Source organism: Streptomyces wedmorensis (assembly GCF_000716445.1).
Taxonomy (GTDB): Bacteria; Actinomycetota; Actinomycetes; order Streptomycetales; family Streptomycetaceae; genus Streptomyces; species Streptomyces wedmorensis.
On the sequence record NZ_JNWK01000015.1, the window covers coordinates 136,705 to 155,697 of the forward strand.

The following is an 18,993-nucleotide window of genomic DNA, read 5'->3' on the forward strand; positions in this document are numbered from 1 at the left end:
CCGCCGTGGAGGCGTCACAGACCCCTCCCTTCCTGATGATCCGTCAGATACGTAAGGTGGTCGGGTGAGCGAGCAGAAGCAGGCCGAGCAGCGCGTCGTCATCGTGGGTGCGGGGATGGCGGGCGTCCAGACCGCCGTCGCCCTGCGGGAGCAGGGCTTCACCGGCCCCGTGACCCTCATCGGGGCCGAACCCCACCAGCCCTACGACCGGCCCCCGCTCTCCAAGGCGATCCTCCTCGGCAAGGCCGAGGACTCCGCCTTCGGAGTCGACTTCGAGGACCTCGGGATCGAACTCCGCCTCGGTCTCGACGTCACCGGTCTGCGCGCCGCCGACCACGAGATCGACACCGAGGCGGGACCCGTCGGGTACGACACCCTGGTCGTCGCCACCGGAGCCCACCCGATCGCCCTGCCCGGAACCGAGGGCGTCCCCGGCGTCCATCTGCTGCGGACCCTCGACGACGCCGTCCGCCTCGGCCCCGTCCTCGAACGGCGGCACGCCGTCGTGGTCGTCGGCGCCGGCTGGATCGGCGCCGAGTTCGCCACCGCCGCGCGCGCGGCCGGCTGCGCCGTCACCGTCGTCGAGGCGGCCGGCCTCCCCCTCACCGGCGCCCTCCCCGACGAGGTCGCCGCCCCCATGGCCGAGTGGTACGCGGCCGACGGCGCCGAACTCCTCACCCACGCGCGCGTGGAGACCGTCGAACCCGGCCGGGTCGTCCTCGCCGACGGCCGCTCCCTGCCCGCCGACGCCGTCGTCGTCGGCATCGGCGCCCGCCCCGCCACCGGCTGGCTCGCCGGCTCCGGCATCGCCCTCGACCCGAGCGGCGCGGTCACCGCCGACGACCGGCTGCGCACCTCCCTGCCCGACGTGTACGCCGTCGGCGACTGCGCCTCCTTCCCCTCCGCCCGCTACGGCGAGCGGCTCCTCGTCCACCACTGGGACAACGCGCTCCAGGGCCCCCGCACGGTCGCCGCGACGCTCACCGGAGCCGACTCCGGGCCGTACGACCCCGTGCCCTACTTCTGGTCCGAGCAGTTCGGCCGCTTCGTCCAGTACGCCGGGCACCACGCGGCCGCCGACGAGCTGCTGTGGCGCGGCGACCCGGCGGACGAGACCTGGTCCGTGCTCTGGCTGCGCGCCGGCGTCCCGGTGGCCCTCCTCGCCGTCGGCCGCCCCCGCGACCTCGCCCAGGGCCGCAAGCTCATCGAGTCCGCCACCCCGGTCGACCCGGCTCGCGCCGCCGACCCGTCCGTACCCCTGAAGGCGGCGGTCCGGTAGGGCCCGACTACCGGCTGTCAGTCCGGGATGGCAGGCTTGTCCTGTGACCGAGATTGACGTAAAGATCGATGCGCTCATCCCCGCCTGGCTGCACGTGCCCGACATCGCGGAGATGCTCGATGTCGACGTGCTGCGCGTGCGGCAGCTGATCAAGGAAGGCCAGCTCATCGCCGTGCGACGCGGCGAGAACAGGGCCCTGCAGATCCCCGCCGCCTTCATCCAGGGCGACAAGATCGTCAAGGGTCTCGTCGGACTCCTGACCGTGCTGCGGGACGACGGCTTCACCGACGAGGAGATGCTGGAGTGGCTGTTCACTCCGGACGAGAGCCTGCCGGGCACGCCCGCCCAGGCGCTCAACGAGAACCGCGGCACGGAGGTGAAGCGCCGCGCCCAGGCGCTCGCCCTCTGACGCTCGCGCGCCGATGGGCGCACGCCGCCGCGTCTCCACGAGCGGACACGTACGCCGACGCGCGCACGTGAGCACCGAAGAACACCACCAGCGGGTGTCGCGGCGGGTGGCCCTCCCGGGCTGCCCGCCGCGGCGCCGGCGACATCCGACGGGGGGAACCCACCCATGCCCACGCCTCGTGAGCGGCTCGCCGACGCCCGCCTCTACCTGTGCACCGATGCCCGGAAGCGCCAGGGCGACCTGCCGGCCTTCCTCGACGCCGTGCTCTCCTCCGGCGTGGACATCGTGCAGCTCCGTGACAAGGGCATGGAGGCCGGCGAGGAGCTGGAGCACCTCGCCGTCTTCGCCGAGGCCGCCCGCCGGCACGGCAAGCTGCTCGCCGTGAACGACCGGGCCGACGTCGCCCACGCCATCGCCTCCGACGTGCTCCACCTCGGCCAGGGCGACCTGCCGGTGCCCGCCGCCCGCGCGATCCTCGGCGACCAGGTCCTGATCGGCCGCTCCTGCCACGCCGAGGGCGAGGCCGCCGCGGCCGCCGCCGAACCGGGCGTGGACTACTTCTGCACCGGCCCCTGCTGGCCCACCCCCACCAAGCCCGGCCGGTACGCGCCGGGGCTCGACCTCGTGCGGTACGCGGCCGGCCTCGCCCAGGACCGGCCCTGGTTCGCCATCGGCGGCATCGACGAGACCAACCTCGACGAGGTCCTGGACGCGGGCGCCCGCCGCATCGTCGTCGTCCGGGCGATCACCGAGGCCGACGACCCGGCCGCCGCGACCGCCGCCCTCGCCAAGCGCGTCCGCGAGCGCACCGGGACCTGAGGCCGCCCGGGGTCCGGGACACGCCCGGGGTCCGGGACCGCCCGGAGCCCGGGACCGCGCCGGGCGGGGGCCTTGCGGAGGCCTGACGGGCGCCCGGCGGCCGTCCAAAATCATGTCCATCACTCGGACACGGTTGTCACGCTTCCCTGGACCCCGTCTAACCTGCCGGTATGGCCCTAGGTACTGCTTCCGTCCGATCGGACCGCGCGCGCACCGTGCGCGAGATCCTCGCCTCCGGCGGCACGTCGTACTCCTTCGAGTTCTTCGCGCCCCGGACCGAGAAGGGTGAGCAGACCCTCTGGAACACCATGCGCCGGGTCGAGGCGGTAGGCCCCAGCTTCGTCTCCGTGACCTACGGCGCCGGCGGCTCCACCCGCGGCGGCACCGTCAAGGCCACCCAGAAGATCGCCTCGGACAGCACGCTCACCCCGGTCGCGCACCTCACGGCCGTCGACCACTCCGTCGCCGAGCTGCGCAACATCCTCGGCCAGTACGCCGACGCCGGCATCCGCAACATGCTCGCGGTCCGCGGCGACCCGCCGGGCGACCCGCTGGGGGAGTGGGTCGAGCACCCCGAGGGCGTCCGCTACGCCGCCGACCTCGTCCGGCTGATCAAGGAGTCGGGCGACTTCTGCGTCGGCGTCGCGGCCTTCCCCGAGATGCACCCCCGCTCCACCGACTGGGACACGGACATCCGGCACTTCGTGGACAAGTGCCGCGCCGGCGCCGACTACGCCATCACCCAGATGTTCTTCGACCCGGAGAACTACCTGCGGCTCCGCGACAGCGTCGTGAAGGCGGGCTGCGAGACCCCGATCATCCCCGAGGTCATGCCCGTCGTGAACGTCAGGACGCTCGACCGGCTGCCCCAGCTGAGCAACGCCGCCTTCCCCGCGGATGTGAAAGACCGCATCCTCGCCGTCAAGGACGATCCCGCCGCTGTACGCTCCATCGGTATCGAGTTCGCGACGGAGTTCTGCGCGCGGCTGCTCTCCGAGGGTGTCCCCGGACTGCACTTCATCACGCTGAACAACTCCACCGCGACGCTCGAGATCTACGAGAATCTCGGACTGCACCAGCAGTCGTGACCGGTCGTACCCGCCCCGACCCGCGGCGGTGACCGTGGAGAGGGGCGGCGGGGCATGGGGTGGACGGTCCTCTACATCGCGTTCGGCGTGGTCGCATTGTGGCTGCTGGGGGAGGTGCTCCTCCAGTACAAGGCGCGGCTGCGCTGGCGTGTCCTCGCCTTCTGCGGCTTCCTCGGCGTGGTCCTGGGCGTGCTGCTGCCCTCGGTCGCCGTCATCATCGCCGGGGCCGTCGCCTTCGCCGTCGGCCAGACCTATGTGACGCTCTCGTTCCGCCGCGGCTTCTCCACGGGCTGGGCGATCGGCGGGAACCCGGGGGCGAGCCGCCGGCGCAGGTCCGGGGCGCCCGCCCAGGCCGGCCCCACCCTCGAGGTCACCGAACTCTCCTACGGCGGGGAGGACACCGCGTACGGCACGGCCGAGCAGGCCGACGACACCGCCCACCGTCCGGCCGACGCCGAGACCACCGCGGTCTACGAGCCCCAGCCGATGCCCGAAGACACCGGCCAGTACGGCGTCTACGACGGCGGCCACAACGCCGGCGACAACTACGGGACCGGGTACGACCCCTACGCGCCCGGGTACGAGCAGCCCGCGCACGGCCAGTCCGCGTACGAGCAGCCCTCCTACGAGCAGCAGCCGGCCTACGACTACGGCGCAGCCGCCGGGCAGCAGCAGTACGCCACCTACTCCGACCCGTACATCGGCCCCGGCACGGACGGCCAGCAGTACGCCCCGTACTACGCCGACCCCTACGCCCCCTCGTACACCTACGACACCCCGCCCGGCGGGGTGTGGGTCCCGCAGCAGCGCGACACCGAGCCGGACCCCCACCAGCAGCCGCCGGCCCAGGGCCCCTACGGCTACGAGCCGCACCCGGACGACCGGCAGCAGTACCGGTACTGAGGTCCCCGCGGCTCCCTACTGGGAGCCGCGGAAGCCGTCGCCCTCCACGATGAGGCCCGCCACCAGCGCGCCGGACATGCCCGCGTGGGCGAGCCCGCCGCCCGGGTGGGACCAGCCGCCGGCGAACCAGAGCCCCGGCAGCGGCGAGCGGTTGGCGGCCGGCAGCAGCAGCCCGCGGGCCCCGGCGAGCGCCGGGCCCGGCACCTCGGCGGACCCGGTGTCCCGGCGTACGTCCTCCGGCGTGCGCACGTGCCGCCACAGCAGCCGCTCCCGCAGCCCCGGCACCGCCTGCCCGGCGGCCGCCACCATCCGGTCGGCGAAGGACTCCCCGTCCCCCCCGGCGGACGTGGCGACGGTCGCCGTCACCGTCACCGACTCGTGGTCCGCGTCCGGCCGCACCGCCGGGTCGTCCGGCCGGAGGACCGTCACGGTCGGCCGCTCGCCGGCCGCGTGCACGACCGTGCGGTGGACCGCCGTCGCCTCCCGGGGGCCGCGCAGGGCCAGACACACCGTCACCCGGCTCGTCCCGATCTCCTGGTGGCGGGGCCAGTCGTCCTGCCGCTCCCAGCCGATGACCTGGTCGCTGTAGAGCACCGGGACCGGCGCGCCGGAGACCACGTGGTCGGCCTCGACCGTCTCGCCTCCGGCGAGCCCGACGCCGGCCGCCCGACCGTCCTTCTCCAGGACCTCCTCCACGGGCGCCTCGAAGACGAACTCCACCCGCCGCTTGCGGCAGCGCTCGTACACCGCGTCGGCGAGCGCCCGCAGTCCGCCGGCCACGTACCAGCTGCCGAAGGTCTGCTCCATGTACGGCAGGACGGCGGCCGAGGCCGGCGCGGTCGCCGGGTCGAAGCCGTACGACCACGCGTACGCGTCGAGGAGGGCGGCGAGCCGGGGCTCGCGCAGCTCCCGCGCGCCGATCTGCGCGAGCGTCGTCGTCGGACGGCGCAGCAGGCCGGCCTTGAGCGCCGGGTACGGCTCGCGGGCCAGCGGCGCCGGATCGGCCGGCTGCGGCTCCTCCAGGAGCGGGCGGCGGGTCCGGTCCCAGGCCTCGCGGGCCCGCACCAGGAAGTCGCCCCACCGCTCGCCCGCGCCCGCGCCGAGCGCCGCGTCCAGGGCGGCGACGGTGCCGGCCCGGGAGGCGTTCGGCAGGTCGACGCGGGTGCCGTCGGCGAAGACGTGACGGCTCGCCGGATCGACCTGCGTCAGGGTGACGCACTCCTCCAGGGACTCCTTGCCGGTCTTCACGAACAGGTCCCGGTAGACGGCGGGCAGGTGCAGCAGCCCCGGGCCCGTGTCGAAGGCGAACCCGTCGCGCTCGAAGCGGCCGACCGCGCCGCCGTACGTCGCGCCCCGCTCGTACACCGTCACCCGGTGGCCCGCCACGGCCAGTCGGGCCGCCGCCGCCATGGCGCCGAGTCCCGCGCCGATCACCACAATCCGTGCCATGTCGGCGAGCCTATCCGGCCGCTCTGACACCGGCGGAGGCCCGGTCGGCGCGGGGGCCGGGCGGGGTCAGAAGTGGGCCGACCCGTCGTCGTCGGGCGGCGGCCAGGCCGGTGGGCGGGCCCCCAGGACGGCGAGCTTCTTCTCCTCGCGGCGCTGGGACCTGCGGCGCAGGAAGCGCCGGATCCGCTGGGCCAGGAAGACCAGTATCGCCAGGCCGAGCACGAGCAGGACGGCCGCGATGCTCGCCGCCGCCACCGGGTGGAAGACCGCGAAGGTGACGATCGCCGCCACCCCGAGGTCCTCGGCCAGGCTCAGGGCGACGTTGGAGAACGGCTCGGGGGAGGTGTTGACCGCCATCCTCGTCCCCGCCTTGACGAAGTGGCTCAGCAGCGCCGTCGAGCCGCCGACCGCGCCTGCCGCCAGCTCCGGCAGCGAACCGTTCTGCCCGGCGAGCAGGGCACCGACGACGGCCCCCGCGACCGGCCGGATCACGGTGTGGACGGAGTCCCATATCGAGTCGACGTACGGGATCTTGTCCGCCACCGCCTCGCAGAGGAACAGCACGCCGGCGACGACGAGGACATCGGTGCGCTGGAGGGACTCGGGCACCTCGTCGGTCAGCCCGGTCGCGCCGAAGACGCCGAACAGCAGGACCACCGCGTACGCGTTGATCCCGCTCGCCCAGCCGCTGGTGAACACCAGGGGGAGTACGGACACGCCCGCGATCGTAACCAGGACTGAGTATCCGTACCTAGAGGGCGAGATGAGTAGGTACGCGGATGGCCCGGGCGCCCCCGGACGGAAGAGTGGAGTCCACGGAAGGGGCGCGGCTCCGGCACCGCCGGCACGGGGCTGCGGAACGGGGCCGCGCACCTGCCGGCACGGGGGTGCGTGAAGAAGCCGGTGCGGCGAGGCTCGGGGGGATCGAGCCTCGCCGCACCGGCGTTCGCGCTTCTTCGGTTCTTCCGGCTCTCCCGGTTCTTCGCGGTCTCCGTCGCTACGCGCGCGTGTCGCCCGACGTCACCGGCCGCCGACCCGGCCGTGCAGCAGCCGCGAGAGCGCGGCGTGCACGTCGTCGAGCGACCGCTCGCTCTGGAAGGCCTGCCAGTCGAGCGCGGCCACGAGCACCATGCCGACCAGGGCCGCGGCGGTCAGCTGGACGTCGATGTCCTCGCTCAGCTCACCGGCCGCGACCCCCTCCCGCAGCACCCCCTCGACCACCGCCACGGCTTCCTGGCGGACCACCAGCAGGGTCGAGTTCCAGGCGCGGTTGGTGCGCCAGAGCTCGGCCACGTACAGCTGGGTGAAGGCCGGGTAGCGGTCGATGAAGACGAGGCCCGCCCGGATCATCGCGTCCAGCGCGTCGACCCGGCTCCCGCCGCGCTCGGCGGTCTCCTCGGCGGCCGTCCGCAGGGAGGCGGTGAGCAGCGACACCCCGTGGCGCAGCAGCTCCTCGAAGAGCTCGGTCTTGCTCTTGAAGTTGTAGTAGACCGTGCCCTTGGCCACGCCGGCCCGCTCGGCGATCTCGTCGACCGTCGTCGCGGAGAAGCCCTGCTCCGCGATGAGGGTGACGGCCGCCTCGTAGAGCTTCGCGCGCGTGGCCTGGCGTCGGGTGCTGCTGCTGTCCATGGGGTCGATTCTCACAGGTGTCGCGGGTGCCACCGGCCCCGTCTCACAGGGTCAGTTCGGGGTGGAGCCGGTCGAGCGTCCAGACCTGCCGCTTGCGGGCCGAGACGGCGGTCAGGGCCAGGGCGCCCAGGGTGAACGCGGTCAGGACCGCGCAGGCCTGCCACACCGGGCCGATCCCGCCGCCCGTGATCAGCCGGCGCAGCGCCTCGACCACGTAGGTCATCGGCAGGAACGGGTGGACGGCGTTGAAGAAGCCCGGACTCGTCTGAACGGGGTAGGTGCCGCCCGCCGAGGTCAGCTGGAGCATCAGCACCGCGAGGACCAGGATCCGGCCGGCCGCGCCGAAGCGGGCGTTGAGCCACTGGATGATCGCGGCGAAGCAACAGGTGACCAGGGCGAGGAAGCCGACCGTGCCGGCGGCCCTGGCCATCTGGAGGCCGAGGCCCCAGTGCAGGACCGACATCAGGGCCGCGACCTGGAGGACGCCGATCGCCGCCACCGGCAGCCAGCCCGCCAGCGCGATCCGCCAGGCGGAGCCGCCGGCGGCGAGGGCGCGGCGGTTCAGCGGCTGGATGATCATGTACGCGACCATCGCGCCCACCCAGAGGGAGAGCGGGATGAAGTACGGGGCGAAGCCGGTGCCGTAGTTCGGCGCCTTGTGCAGCGACTGCGACGCGAGCCGCACCGGGTCGGCCATGACCTCCGTGCGCCGGTCGCGGTCCTGCCGGTCGTAGTCCGGGATCTGCGCGACGCCGTCCTTCAGGCCCGTGGCGAGGGTGCCCGAGCCGTCGGCCAGCTTGAACAGGCCGCCGTCCAGGTCGCCCGCGCCCTTCTTGAGCTTGCCGACGCCGGTGTCGAGATCGACGGAGCCGGTCTTGGCCTCGGTGATGCCGGTGTGCAGCCGGTCCGCGCCCGCGGCGACCTTCTTGGCGCCCGCGTTCAGCTCGTTGATCTTCCTGATGGCGTCCTCGACGTCCTCGTCCAGGTGCGGGGCGCGGGCGGCCAGCTCGTCGGCCTGCTTCTTGAGCTTGGTCAGGCGCGCGTCCAGGGTCTTCAGGTCGGCGGCGTCGTCCTTGGTGAGCTCGTGCACGTCGTCGGCGATGGTGGCCACGTCGCCGGCGCTGACCGAGGCCTTCCTGAGCAGTTCGCACATCTCTGCGTCGGGGGCCGGGGCGTCCACGCACGCCTCGCGGTGGAACCGGGCGAGGCCGTCGTCGGCCTTGTGCGCGGCGGAGCGGACCAGGGGCGCCCGCCGCACCAGGTCGGCCAGGTTGTTCTGCGCGGCCGTGACGGAGTCGGAGACGAGCCGGGCCGTGTCGCGGATCGACTTGCCGTTGTTCGCCAGGTACGGGCGGACCTGGTCGGCGGTGCCGTTCACCTTGTCGGCGAGGGTCTGCGTACCGTTGGCGACCTTCCGCGAGCCGCTCTCCAGGTCCTTGGCGCCCTTGTCGAGCTTCTTCAGACCGGCCGCCAGGTCACCGCTGCCGGTCTTCGCCGTCTTGAGTCCGTCCGCCAGGTCCTTGGAACCCTTCTTCGCCTTGTCCACGCCCTGCTTGAGGTCGCCGGCGCCCTTGGCTGCCTTCGCGGTGGCGTCGTGGATGTCCGAGAAGGAGATGAAGATCTTGTCGAGGAACGTACGCGAGGACTTGGTGGAGGCCGCGGTGCGGACCTCGGAGAAGACCGTCCGGGAGATCTGCCCGACGATGTAGTTGTTGGCGTCGTTCGTCCGCACCCGGAGCGCCCCGGTCTCGGGGGAGTCGCCGGAGCTGGAGGCGATGCGCGAGCTGAAGTCGCCCGGCATGGTCAGGGACAGGTAGTACGTCCCGTTCTCGACGCCCTCGCGCGCCTCGGCGTCGCTGACCTGGTGCCACGCGAAGGTGTTGCTCTCCAGGAGCCCCTTCGTGATGTCGTCGCCGGCGTGGATCGGCTTGCCGTCGGCGGTGGCGCCCCGGTCCTCGTTCACCAGGGCGACGGGGATCTTGTCGAGCCTGCTGTACGGGTCCCAGAACGAGTACAGGTACAGGGCGCCGTACAGCAGCGGCAGCAGCAGGATCGCGACGAGCGCGGCTCGCGGCAGCTTTCCCCTGCCGAAGCGCTTCAGCTCAAGCGCGGCCAGTTTCGGCGAGCGCATCGGCCGCCCCCTCCTCGGTCGTGGATGCGGGTGCATCGGTGCTGGTGTCGGCGGGGTCGCCGGCGGCGGCGCCGGTCGCCGCGCCGTCTTCCGCGGGCTCCGCCTCGTCGTCCTTCGCGGGCTCCGCCTCGTCGTTCTCCGTGGGGGTCGGCTCGTCGGCCTCCGCGGGCTCCGGCTCGTCGGTCTCCGCGGGCTCCGGCGCGCCGCCGAGCGTGGTGAGGCGCAGGGCGTCGGCGGGGGCCTCGCTGCAGACGGCGAGGACGGTCGTCCCGGACGCGGCCACGGAGCGCAGGAGCGCCCAGGCCTCGGTGCGGTCGGCGTCCGAGAGCTTCAGGTCGGCGTCGTCGACGGCGAGGAGCCCCGGGCGGCCGATCAGGGCGAGGGCGATCGAGAGCCGCAGGGCTTCGAGGCGCTCCAGATCCCGAACGGAGGTCCGCTCGCCCTTCGGCAGGGCGGCGAGGTCGAGCCCCGCGGCCGCCACGGCCTCCTCGATCCGGGCCCGGGACGTCGCCGCGCGCTCGGCGGGGCGCCGCAGGAGCGCCCGTACGGAACCGTCGTAACGGCGCTGGAGCAGGGCCCGCTCGCGCAGGTGCTCGGCGACCGTGAAGGCCGGGTCGAGCTCGCTGACCCCGGGGACCTGCCCGAGCGCGGTGATCCGGCGCACGGCGGCCATCTTCCGGGGGAGCGGGAGACCGCCGACCTCCGCGTGGCCCGCGTGGGACTTCATCCGCCCGGTGAGCGCCAGCAGCAGACAGGTGCGGCCGGAGCCGGACGGTCCCTCGATGGCCACCAGCGCGCCGGGCTCCGCCCGGAAGGACACCTCGGAGAAGGCCCAGCCGCGCGGGCCCTTCAGTCCGAAGCCGTCCGCGACGACGGCGGCGCCGTGCGGCTGCTCCTCGGCTTCCGTGCCCACGGACTCACCCCCCATTCCCCATTTTTGAACTGACCAGTCAGTTCAAAAGTTACCCGCCCGTCGGACTTCAGGCAAAACCCCAGGTCAGCCCGATTGTCAGTGGGGCCGGGCACGATGAACACATACGGCCACAGCGCCGTCACGCGACGACAGGAGGTTCGTCATGGCCAGCCCATCCGCAGCCGCCGCGCCCGGGCGCCGCCCCGCAGGCCGTCCCGCACCCGCGCAGTCAGGACCCGCGTCCGACATCCACCCCGTCCCGCGCCGCGCCGCCGCCCCGCCGGCCGCCCTCGACCTCCTCGCCAAAGCCAGGGCCGGCCTCGTCGAGGCCGCCGCCCTCGACCGTCCCCACGAGCGGTACGCCACCGCCCACCTGGCCGCCCTGCGCGCCGCGGCCGCCGTCCTCGCCGCCCGCGCCAGACCCGAGACCGCGCCCGGCAGGCGCCGGCGGATAAGGAGCGCCTGGGAACTCCTCGCCGAGCTGGCGCCCGAGCTGACCGAGTGGAGCGCCCTCTTCGCCGCGGGCGCCCCGCGCAGGGCCCGCGCCGAGGCCGGCATCGCCGGCGCCGCCACCCGCCGTGAGGCCGACGACCTGCTCAGGGACGCCGCGCTCTTCCTGCGCCTGGTCGAGCGGCTGCTCGTCCTCCAGCCGGTACTGCCGCGCCAGCCGGCGGCCGACGAGTCCGGAGGATGATCCGAAAGGCGTTACCGAGGCCATAGGGTGGGGAGCGTCCGTACCCGTCACCGAGGAGTCAACAGCCGTGCCGGACCCTTCCCCTGTCTTCGGCCGAGAGGCATCGTCGCGACCGTCGCGCGCCTCCCTGCGTACCGCCGTCGTCTGGGACGTCCTCAAAGACGCCCTCGACCGCCGGATCGAGGCCACCGGGAAGGACAGCCTCGACGTCCTCGACACGGGCGGCGGCTCCGGGAACTTCGCGGTGCCGGTGGCCCGCCTCGGCCACCGGGTCACCGTCGTCGACCCCAGCCCCAACGCGCTCTTCGCACTCGAGCGCCGGGCCGCCGAAGCCGGCGTCGCCGACCGCGTCACCGGCGTCCAGGGCGACATCCGCGGCCTCTTCGACGTGGTCGGCCGCGAAGCCTTCGACGCCGTGCTCTGCCACGGAGTCCTCGAGTACGTCGACGACCCCGCCGAAGGCGTGCGGAACGCGGTCGCCGCGCTCCGCCCCGCCGGCAGCCTCAGCCTCCTCGCCGCAGGACTCGGCGGAGCCGTCCTGGCCCGCGCCCTCGCCGGGCACTTCACCGAAGCCCGGACCGCGCTCTCCGACCCGGCCGGCCGCTGGGGCGCCGGCGACCCCGTGCCCCGGCGCTTCACCGCCGAACAGCTCGCCGAGCTGGCCGAAGCCGCCGGACTCGAGGTCGGCGCCGTGCACGGCGTCCGGGTCTTCGCCGACCTGGTCCCCGGCGCCCTCGTCGACACCGAACCCGGTGCCGCCGAGGCCCTCCTCAAGCTGGAGGCCGCCGCCGCCGAGCTGCCCTCCTTCCAGGCCATCGCCACCCAACTGCACGTCCTGGGCGAGAAGCGCGCCTGAACAGGACGGCCACCCGATCGGCGGTGCGGGCCACGGCGCTCGATGGAGTACGCCACAGCCCGCCCGGTAAGGGGTTCCGCCCCGTATGATCGGGGGACACCATCCGGCATGACGGACGAGGGGCTGGGGAATCAACGCCTCAGCAACCGATCCGCATGGCGGCCCGGATTGGCTATTCGGCATTGAGGGCGGGTTTCACGGGGGCGATTCCCTGCCTATCCTGAAAGGGCCGCAAACCGGTCGCCCCCGCGACCGACGACTAGGAGGACTCCGTGCCGCTCTCGGAGCACGAGCAGCGAATGCTCGAGCAGATGGAGCGAGCGCTGTACGCCGAAGATCCCAAGTTCGCGACAGCGCTCGAGGGAAGCGGACTGCGTACGTACACCCGACGACGGGTCTACCAAGCAGTCGCCGGCTTCCTGGTGGGTATCGCGCTCCTCATGGCCGGAATGGTCGCACAGCAGATCTGGATCAGCGTGGTGGGATTCCTCGTCATGCTGGGCTGCGCGGTCCTGGCGGTCACCGGATGGCGCAAGGCGCCCAAGCCGGGCGAGCAGCAGGCCAGGGGCGGGACGGCGGCCTCGGGCCGTCAGACCCGGCAGCGACGCTCCATGATGAACCGCATCGAAGAGCGGTGGCAGCGCCGCCGCGACGAACAGCAGGGCGGCGGCCACTGACGCCCGCCTGAGCGGCAGCCCCGCGCCCCTCAACCCCGAGCCCCGCAGCCCGCGCCCCCAGCGCCCCCTGCGGGGCTCCCCCATACCCCGCCCCCCCGTTGCGGGCCGCGCCCCTGCGCCCGGGTCGCGGTCTGCGCCCGCCCCGCCGCCCTCGTTGCGGGCATTCGTTCCGCCGGAGCGGTGCCCACCCTCGTGCCTGCGCCCCGCCTCGTTGCGGGCATTCGTTCCGCCGGGGCGGTGTCCACCCTCGTGCCTGCGCCCCGCCCGCGTTGTGGGCATTCGTTCCGCTGGGGCGGTGCCCACCCTCCGTGCCGCCGCCCCCGTTGTGGGCAATCGTTCCGCTGGGGCGGAACGGGTGGGCACAACGGACGGCGCCCCTTGCCGGGCCCAGGCTTCCGCGCCTGAACCCGCACGTCCCGTGTGCCCACCCGTCCCGCCCCAGCGGGACGATTGCCCACACGGGGCGGAGGCGACGGGCGAAGGCCCGCACAGGCGCGGGGTCAGGGGCGGCGGAGGCGGAGGCGGTGGAGGAGGGGGTGGGGGGAGAGGCGGGGGGTCGTGGTGGACCACCAGGAGGAGAGGGCCCAGCGGAGCCGCGCGGCGGAGCGCGGCGCGAGCACCGCACGAAGCCGCGCGGAGCGATCCGCTCCCGCGTGGAACCCGGCCCGCACCCGCCCGGCATCCTCCGCGAGACCGGCGGCCGGCACGGGCCGCGGCGCGTAGAGCACTTCCTCCACGGCCCGGGCCACCCGGTGCACCGCGTCCGCGGACTCACCGTGCAGCTCACCCAGACGGACGATGCGCTCCGCCGTGTTCCGAGGTGTCCGCGACTCGTCGGGTTCGACTCCGTAGTCCCAGGCGGTGTCGTTGATCTCCTGCCAGACGGCGAGTGTCCGGGCCGCCGTGTCCGCGGGGCCGCGGCCGCCGTCCGAGCCGAGCCGGCGGGCCCGGACCCGGGTCCGCCAGAGCAGTGGGAGCAGCGGCAGGGCGAGGACGACGAGGGCGGCGAGGGAGATCAGCGCCACGCTCAGTGGTGCCGGTCCCGATCCGTTCGAGGAGGCGTCGCCCGTGGCCGCGTCGGGGCCGCAGTCGCCGAGCCGGCGCAGCTGCGGTGTGCAGCTCTCCGAGGCGCTCGGCGCGGCGGACGGCTGTGCCGAGGCGCTCTGCTGGGGCTGTGCCGGGCCGGTGGCCGTGCCCGTGGGCGTGCTCTCCCTGCCGTAGGCGGGGGTGGAGCCGCGCGAGGGCGTCGGCTCGAACCGCGTCCAGCCCGCGCCCTCGAAGTACAGCTCGGGCCAGGCGTGCGCGTCGCGGATGCCGACCGAGACGGAGCCGTCGGTCTGCGTGGTTCCGGGGGTGAAGCCGACGGCCACGCGGGCGGGGATGCCGAGCGAGCGGGCCATCGCCGCCATCGAGAAGGAGAAGTGGACGCAGAAGCCCTTCTTGTCCTTCAGGAAGCGGGAGATCGCCTGGACGCCGGTGCCGGACTCCGCCTCGACGTCGTAGCGGAAGCCGCCGTCCTGGGCGAACCAGTCCTGGATCCGTACGGCCCGCTCGTAGTCGTTGCGGGCGCCCTTGGTGACGGTCAGGGCCGCGGCCCGCACGTCGGCGGGGAGCGAGTCGGGCACCTTGGTGTATTCGCGGCGCAGCTTCTCGGGCGCGGGGCCGGCGGCGGCCAGCTGCTCGGACGTGGGCCGCACGTCGAGGCTGGTGACCTGGTAGCGGGCGCCGGCGGTGGTCTGCTTGTCGTCGCCGACGAGCATCCGCCCGGCCGGTTCGAACCGCCAGCGTCCGCTGATGTCGACCCGGCCGGCCGGGTACGGCATCGGCAGCCACTTCTGGACGTAGGCCTCGGAGGCGACGAAGTTGCTGGTCACCTCGGTGATCTGGACGTTCTGGGAGAGCCCTTGCGGCCAGGGCAGCTGTTGGGGCACGTCCTCGATCGGGCGGACCGACGACTTCCAGGAGGTGCCGTCGAACTGGTCGAGCGCGACGAGGCGGAGGTACAGGTCGTTGGTGTCGCGGGAGTTGGTGCGGTAGCGCAGGACTTCCCGGTCCTCCGCCTGACGCAGGTTGTCCTGGAGGGAGACGAGCGGGTTCACGGCCGAGATCGTGCCGCCCTTGCCGGCGCCCGCGCCTCCTTCGCCGCTGCCGCCGCCGAACAGCCCGCCGTCGAAGCCGGGCAGTGCGAGCGGCACGGCCAGTGCGACGCCCATGGCCACGGCGCCGATCCGGCGCCCGGTACGGGCGAGGGAGAAGGCGGTGCCGCCGGTCGCGACGGAGGAGCCGGGCTTGCCGGAGCGCTGGGCGCCGCCGAAGACCCGTCCCCACTGGGAGAGCCGGTCGCGGCCCTCGGCGAGGAGCAGCAGCAGATAGCCGGAGGCGGCGAGGAGGAACCACAGCCAGCCCGCGCCGCCGCCGGAGAGACCGGCGGCCACCGAGTACAGGGCGAGCAGCGGCAGGCCTGCGGGGGCCGCCTTGCGGAAGGTGACGGCGAGGGTGTCCACCAGGAGGCCGATGGCGACGACGCCGCCGACCAGCATGAGCCGGATGCCCTCGGTGTCCGGCGCGGGGATCGCGTACCGGCCGACGTCGTCGGCGCCCGCCTGGAACAGTTCGGCGGCGTGCGCGAAGGCCCGCGGGCCGGGGATCAGCCAGAGGACGGCCTGCTCCCGCGCGAAGATCACGGTCAGCGCGAGCAGCGTGACGGCGGTCTGGGCGAGGAGGGTCAGCGGCCGGGCGAGCGGTACCCGCCGGGCCAGGGTGCCGACGCCGCTGACGAGGGCGAGGACGAAGGCGGCGGTGAAGATCCAGGTCGCCGGCTTCACCAGCGGGAGCAGCGCTCCGGAGGCCATCAGGGTGGCGCCCCAGGCGGCGAGTGTCAGCCGTGCGCGGCCGCTCATGACCAGCCTCCGTAGGTGTCGGCGGCGGATTCCGCGCGCGCTCCGGCAGCCTGCTGCCACAGATCGGGGAGGCGGGCCCCGGCCGGTACGGCCAGTGCCGTCCAGCCGGCGTCCCGCAGCTGCTGTACCCGGGCTTCGACGGTGCCGGCGACCGCGCCGCCGGTGAGCCAGGTGCCGGAGTCCAGGACGAAGGCGACGGCTCCGCCGCTCCGCCCGCGCATCCGGGCGGTGAGGGCCGCCTGTTCCTCGTCGAGGTCGCCGAGGAAGGCGACGAGCAGTCCTTCGTTGCCGCCGCGCAGCACGTCGGAGGCGCGGGAGAGTCCGCCTCCCTCGGAGTGGTCGACGACCGCGAGGGTGTCCATCAGGAGTCCGGCGGAGTCGGCGGAGTCCGGCGCCGACCCGGCGAAGCCGTCGGAGCCGTCGGAGGGCACGGTGCTGCCGGTGTCGGTGACCAGCCGGACCGCGTAGCCGCGCCCCAGCATGTGCACCAGGGCGGAGGCGGCGCCGGAGACGGCCCATTCGAAGGCGGAGTCGGGGCCCGAGCCCTGGTAGGCGATCCGGCGGGTGTCGAGGAGGACGGTGCAGCGGGCCCGTTGCGGCTGTTCCTCGCGGCGGACCATCAGCTCGCCGTAGCGGGCGGTGGAGCGCCAGTGCACCCGGCGCAGGTCGTCGCCGTGCCGGTAGGTGCGGGGGATGACGTCGTCGTCGCCGGCGAGCGCGAGGGACCGGTGGTGCCCGTCGCCGTATCCCGAGGCTTCGCCGGTGAGCTTCACCGGTGGCAGGGGCACGGTCCGCGGGACGACGGTGAGGGTGTCGTACGCGCTGAAGGAGCGGGTCAGCTCGCACATCCCGAAGGGGTCGTTGAGCCGCAGTTGGAGCGGGCCGAGCGGGAAGCGGCCGCGCAGGTCGGAGCGGACCCGGTACGACACCTCGCGCCGCCCGCCGGCCTCGACCCGGTCGAGGACGAAGCGCGGGCGGGGACCCAGCATGTAGGGCACGTGGTCCTGGAGCATCAGCAACCCGGTGGGGAGCTTGGAGACGTTCTCCATGCGCAGCTGGACGCGGGCCTCGGCGCCCGCCTCCACCCGCTGGGGGGTGAGGCGGCGGGAGGCGGCGACCCGGTAGCGGGTGCGGTGCAGGACGAGGACGCAGAGCAGCGGCAGCGCTGCGAGCAGCAGCCCGACGCGCAGCAGGTCGGCCTGGCCGAGGACGTACGCGCAGGCGGCGGCGGCCACGCCGGCGGCGAGGAAGGACCGGCCGCGGGTGGTGAGACCGCCGAGGGCGGCCCGGAAGCCGCCTCGGTCGTCGTCCTCGCCCCGCTGCCCGTCCGGTGCGGCAGCGGTCGTCATCACAGCCGCCGGGCGCCGGGCTGCTGCTGGCCGTAGAGCGGTCCGGCGGGCGGGGCCGCGGCCGGGACGGGGGTGCGCTGGAGGATGTCCTGGACGACCTGTTCGGCGGTGCGCCGGTTGAGCTGGGCCTGCGCCGTCGGCAGCAGCCGGTGGGCGAGGACGGGCGCGGCGAGCGCCTGGAGGTCGTCGGGCAGGACGTATTCGCGGCCGCTGAGGGCGGCGGAGGCCTTGGCGGCCCGCAGCAGGTGGAGGGTGGCCCGGGGGGAGGCACCGAGCCGCAGGTCGGGGTGGGTGCGGGTGGCGGCGACGATGTCGACCGCGTACCGGCGCACGGCGTCGGCGACGTGGACCGCGCGGACCGCCTCGATCAGCTTCATGACGTCGTGGGCGTGGGCGACCGGCTGGAGGTCGTCCAGCGGGGAGACCGAGCCGTGCACGTCGAGCATCCGGAGCTCGGCGTCGGCGTTCGGGTAGCCGATGGAGACCTTGGCCATGAAACGGTCGCGCTGGGCCTCGGGCAGCGGGTAGGTGCCCTCCATCTCGACCGGGTTCTGGGTGGCGACGACCATGAACGGGCTGGGCAGCTCGTAGGTCTGGCCGTCGACGGTGACCTGGCGCTCCTCCATGGACTCCAGGAGCGCGGACTGCGTCTTCGGCGAGGCGCGGTTGATCTCGTCGCCGATCACGATCTGGGCGAAGATCGCGCCCGGCTTGAACTCGAACTCCCGGCGCTGCTGGTCGAAGATCGACACGCCGGTGACGTCCGAGGGCAGCAGGTCGGGGGTGAACTGGATGCGGCGCACCGAGCAGTCGACGGACCGCGCCAGCGCCTTCGCCAGCATGGTCTTGCCGACGCCGGGGACATCCTCGATGAGGAGGTGTCCCTCGGCGAGCAGCACGGTCAGCGAAAGCCGTACGACCTCGGGCTTGCCCTCGATCACGCTCTCCACCGACCTGCGGACCCGCTCCGCGGTCGTGGTCAGATCAGTGAGGCTCGCTCGATCGTCATAGGTCGTCACCCGGCCCTCCTCGGCCTTCCGGAACACGGACACCTGCCCCCGTGGGATGTTCGGGGGGTGTCCACCCGCGCATTCTTGTTGGCATGGCCGGGTTGTGTCACTCGCCGACGGACAAGTGCGGGGGAGATGCCGGGGTTTGGGCGTTTATGCCGGGTCGATCTCGCGCAGCAGACCCGTCGTCACGTCGAAGACGAAGCCCCGGACGTCGTCCGAGTGCAGCAGGAAGGGGGAGGTCCGGACCCGCTGCATCGACTGGCGGACGTCCTGGTCCACGTCGCGGAAGGCCTCGACCGCCCACGCCGGACGCTGGCCGACCTCGTCCTCCAGCTCGTGCCGGAAGTCCTCGGTGAGCGATTCCAGGCCGCAGCCCGTGTGGTGCACCAGCATCACGCTGCGGGTGCCGAGGGCGCGCTGGCTGATGGTGAGGGACCGGATCACGTCGTCGGTGACCACGCCGCCCGCGTTGCGGATGGTGTGGCAGTCGCCGAGCTGGAGGCCGAGGGCCGCGTGCAGGTCGAGACGGGCGTCCATGCAGGCGACGACGGCGACGCGGAGCACGGGGCGCGCGTCCATGCCCGGGTCGGTGAAGTCGGCGGCGTAGCGTTCGTTGGCCTCGACGAGACGGTTGGTGATCGTTTCGCCGGTGTGTATGGCGTCGGCAGAGGGGTGCGCGGAGGTCGACATGGTTTTGACGTTAACGGGCACACGGCTCCCGGACCTGCTGTGAGAGGGGACAAAGAACGCCATCGAGTCTTGTTGTGAGCTAATCCACAGGCCTCGGGATCATGGACCCGAACGAGTGAGGCGTTCGGAATGTCCGTCGGGTCCTCCGGCGCCGTGCGACGCGCCAGCCGGTTGATTGACCGGCGCGCCCCGTG

General features: G+C 73.6%; 17 protein-coding genes. 8 read left to right on the forward strand and 9 right to left on the reverse strand.

Annotated features, from left to right (window positions below; genetic code table 11):
* Positions 1–64 precede the first annotated feature (64 nt).
* From OO54_RS14800 to OO54_RS14820, 5 genes are all read left to right on the forward strand, one after another.
* Positions 65–1,279, forward strand: coding sequence for an NAD(P)/FAD-dependent oxidoreductase (locus OO54_RS14800; RefSeq protein ID WP_033203320.1), 1,215 nt, complete (start codon positions 65–67; stop codon positions 1,277–1,279).
* Between the two features lie 43 nt (positions 1,280–1,322).
* Positions 1,323–1,688 carry an Rv2175c family DNA-binding protein gene (locus tag OO54_RS14805; protein ID WP_033203321.1) on the forward strand — a complete coding sequence of 122 codons (366 nt, stop codon included), beginning with the start codon at positions 1,323–1,325 and terminating at the stop codon, positions 1,686–1,688.
* Between the two features lie 165 nt (positions 1,689–1,853).
* Positions 1,854–2,507, forward strand: a complete 654-nt coding sequence (thiE, locus tag OO54_RS14810) for a thiamine phosphate synthase (RefSeq protein ID WP_033203322.1) — start codon at positions 1,854–1,856, stop codon at positions 2,505–2,507.
* Positions 2,508–2,677: 170 nt separating this feature from the next.
* A complete protein-coding gene (gene metF, locus OO54_RS14815; protein ID WP_017238817.1) occupies positions 2,678–3,595 on the forward strand; it encodes a methylenetetrahydrofolate reductase [NAD(P)H] in 918 nt (305 codons plus the stop codon).
* A 54-nt stretch (positions 3,596–3,649) separates the two neighbouring features.
* Positions 3,650–4,498 (forward strand): hypothetical protein, encoded by an 849-nt coding sequence (locus OO54_RS14820; protein ID WP_033203323.1) that lies wholly within the window; start codon positions 3,650–3,652, stop codon positions 4,496–4,498.
* 15 nt (positions 4,499–4,513) lie between these two features.
* Here the strand turns inward: OO54_RS14820 and OO54_RS14825 are convergent, their stop codons facing one another.
* From OO54_RS14825 to OO54_RS14845, 5 genes are all read right to left on the reverse strand, one after another.
* Positions 4,514–5,947, reverse strand: a complete 1,434-nt coding sequence (locus OO54_RS14825) for a phytoene desaturase family protein (RefSeq protein ID WP_200146770.1) — start codon at positions 5,945–5,947, stop codon at positions 4,514–4,516.
* Positions 5,948–6,013: 66 nt separating this feature from the next.
* Complete coding sequence (locus OO54_RS14830) at positions 6,014–6,664, reverse strand: DUF4126 domain-containing protein (protein WP_033203325.1); 651 nt, start codon at positions 6,662–6,664, stop codon at positions 6,014–6,016.
* A gap of 303 nt (positions 6,665–6,967) precedes the next feature.
* Positions 6,968–7,576, reverse strand: a complete 609-nt coding sequence (locus OO54_RS14835) for a TetR/AcrR family transcriptional regulator (protein ID WP_033203326.1) — start codon at positions 7,574–7,576, stop codon at positions 6,968–6,970.
* A 43-nt stretch (positions 7,577–7,619) separates the two neighbouring features.
* Positions 7,620–9,707, reverse strand: coding sequence for a YhgE/Pip family protein (locus OO54_RS14840; RefSeq protein WP_033203327.1), 2,088 nt, complete (start codon positions 9,705–9,707; stop codon positions 7,620–7,622).
* Complete coding sequence (locus tag OO54_RS14845; protein WP_234439568.1) at positions 9,679–10,620, reverse strand: ATP-binding cassette domain-containing protein; 942 nt, start codon at positions 10,618–10,620, stop codon at positions 9,679–9,681. Before OO54_RS14845 ends, OO54_RS14840 begins: the two co-directional genes overlap by 29 nt.
* A gap of 163 nt (positions 10,621–10,783) precedes the next feature.
* On the opposite strand from OO54_RS14845, the gene OO54_RS14850 reads away from it, so the two are divergent.
* The 3 genes from OO54_RS14850 (at position 10,784) to OO54_RS14860 (ending at position 12,847) form a co-directional block, all read left to right on the forward strand.
* Positions 10,784–11,314 carry an SAV_6107 family HEPN domain-containing protein gene (locus tag OO54_RS14850; protein ID WP_033203329.1) on the forward strand — a complete coding sequence of 177 codons (531 nt, stop codon included), beginning with the start codon at positions 10,784–10,786 and terminating at the stop codon, positions 11,312–11,314.
* 67 nt (positions 11,315–11,381) lie between these two features.
* A complete protein-coding gene (locus tag OO54_RS14855; RefSeq protein WP_033203330.1) occupies positions 11,382–12,170 on the forward strand; it encodes a methyltransferase in 789 nt (262 codons plus the stop codon).
* Between the two features lie 272 nt (positions 12,171–12,442).
* Positions 12,443–12,847 carry a DUF3040 domain-containing protein gene (locus OO54_RS14860; protein WP_033203331.1) on the forward strand — a complete coding sequence of 135 codons (405 nt, stop codon included), beginning with the start codon at positions 12,443–12,445 and terminating at the stop codon, positions 12,845–12,847.
* A gap of 500 nt (positions 12,848–13,347) precedes the next feature.
* On the opposite strand, the gene OO54_RS14865 is transcribed toward OO54_RS14860, so the two are convergent.
* The 4 genes from OO54_RS14865 to OO54_RS14880 form a co-directional block, all read right to left on the reverse strand.
* On the reverse strand, positions 13,348–15,747 hold the full coding sequence (locus OO54_RS14865) for a transglutaminase TgpA family protein (protein ID WP_033203332.1): 2,400 nt from the start codon (positions 15,745–15,747) through the stop codon (positions 13,348–13,350).
* A complete protein-coding gene (locus OO54_RS14870) occupies positions 15,744–17,096 on the reverse strand; it encodes a DUF58 domain-containing protein (RefSeq protein WP_033203333.1) in 1,353 nt (450 codons plus the stop codon). Before OO54_RS14870 ends, OO54_RS14865 begins: the two co-directional genes overlap by 4 nt.
* Positions 17,096–18,115, reverse strand: a complete 1,020-nt coding sequence (locus tag OO54_RS14875) for an AAA family ATPase (RefSeq protein WP_026058130.1) — start codon at positions 18,113–18,115, stop codon at positions 17,096–17,098. Before OO54_RS14875 ends, OO54_RS14870 begins: the two co-directional genes overlap by 1 nt.
* Positions 18,116–18,259: 144 nt before the next feature.
* A complete protein-coding gene (locus OO54_RS14880; protein WP_026058129.1) occupies positions 18,260–18,799 on the reverse strand; it encodes a beta-class carbonic anhydrase in 540 nt (179 codons plus the stop codon).
* Between the last annotated feature and the right edge of the window lie 194 nt (positions 18,800–18,993).

Excerpts from the sequence above, each read along its gene's own strand:
- thiE (WP_033203322.1), top strand. The coding sequence starts at position 1,854 with ATGCCCACGCCTCGTGAGCGGCTCGCCGACGCCCGCCTCTACCTGTGC.
- OO54_RS14865 (WP_033203332.1), bottom strand. The coding sequence starts at position 15,747 with ATGAGCGGCCGCGCACGGCTGACACTCGCCGCCTGGGGCGCCACCCTG.
- OO54_RS14880 (WP_026058129.1), bottom strand. The coding sequence starts at position 18,799 with ATGTCGACCTCCGCGCACCCCTCTGCCGACGCCATACACACCGGCGAA.
- metF (WP_017238817.1), top strand. The coding sequence starts at position 2,678 with ATGGCCCTAGGTACTGCTTCCGTCCGATCGGACCGCGCGCGCACCGTG.
- OO54_RS14825 (WP_200146770.1), bottom strand. The coding sequence starts at position 5,947 with ATGGCACGGATTGTGGTGATCGGCGCGGGACTCGGCGCCATGGCGGCG.
- OO54_RS14850 (WP_033203329.1), top strand. The coding sequence starts at position 10,784 with ATGGCCAGCCCATCCGCAGCCGCCGCGCCCGGGCGCCGCCCCGCAGGC.
- OO54_RS14840 (WP_033203327.1), bottom strand. The coding sequence starts at position 9,707 with ATGCGCTCGCCGAAACTGGCCGCGCTTGAGCTGAAGCGCTTCGGCAGG.
- OO54_RS14870 (WP_033203333.1), bottom strand. The coding sequence starts at position 17,096 with ATGACGACCGCTGCCGCACCGGACGGGCAGCGGGGCGAGGACGACGAC.
- OO54_RS14820 (WP_033203323.1), top strand. The coding sequence starts at position 3,650 with ATGGGGTGGACGGTCCTCTACATCGCGTTCGGCGTGGTCGCATTGTGG.
- OO54_RS14835 (WP_033203326.1), bottom strand. The coding sequence starts at position 7,576 with ATGGACAGCAGCAGCACCCGACGCCAGGCCACGCGCGCGAAGCTCTAC.